The organism is Legionella qingyii (genome assembly GCF_003184185.1).
Genome location: NZ_QHJG01000008.1, coordinates 250,424 through 251,060, shown reverse-complemented (window position 1 = coordinate 251,060; position 637 = coordinate 250,424). Strand labels below are relative to the sequence as shown.

Below are 637 nucleotides of genomic sequence, written 5' to 3'. Positions count from 1 at the left end.
CTTTGCTCGGGCGCGGTTACTATCACACTCCAGAGGAGTACACTTTCATCCAGTAGCGGTCCCAAAATAAATTCACTATTTATTATTTTTTAATAGTGATTTAGGACATTTCTTGTCCTTTTCGCTTATACGACCGCATCGAGTCAACCATCTCGTTGACTGAACATTAGTCATCCAGGGCCCAAGCTAAGGACCACGGTCGTGGTAGATTAATCCAACCGGCAATTGTTTTACAACTGTAAGATAAGTAGAATTTTCTGTTATCGCAAGAAAAACCTCCCCAAGGGCTCGCCAGTTTCCCTAGTCTGACATTTAGACTGCCGAGACGGAAGCTTCCAAGCTTAGGAAGGGGGAGGTGGTCAATTTTTCTTCCTATTCGCCCACATCAAGTTACCATCTTGAAGTCGGAAGGTTCGACTATCGCACCCAAGCTAAGGGTAGTGGGCGAGGTTTTATAATCTTTTATCTTTATAAACGAACAAGCATACTTAGACGTTCGATTATATTCGGGTGTATCGAGTCCGCCATCTCGTGAAGGAACCATTCCTTCTCCAGCAACCAAGCTCAGGTCAACACCCGTGGTATTACAGTTAAATCGTTTACCCCTCTGAAAGGTTACCGCTTCCTTTTTAAACTT

At 44.0% G+C, this 637-nt stretch carries 1 protein-coding gene; it reads right to left on the bottom strand.

Annotated elements, in window-relative coordinates; genetic code table 11:
- Window positions 1–385: 385 nt before the first annotated feature.
- A partial coding sequence (locus DGG96_RS21025) for a hypothetical protein (RefSeq protein WP_205872613.1) occupies window positions 386–637 on the bottom strand: 252 nt, incomplete at its 5' end.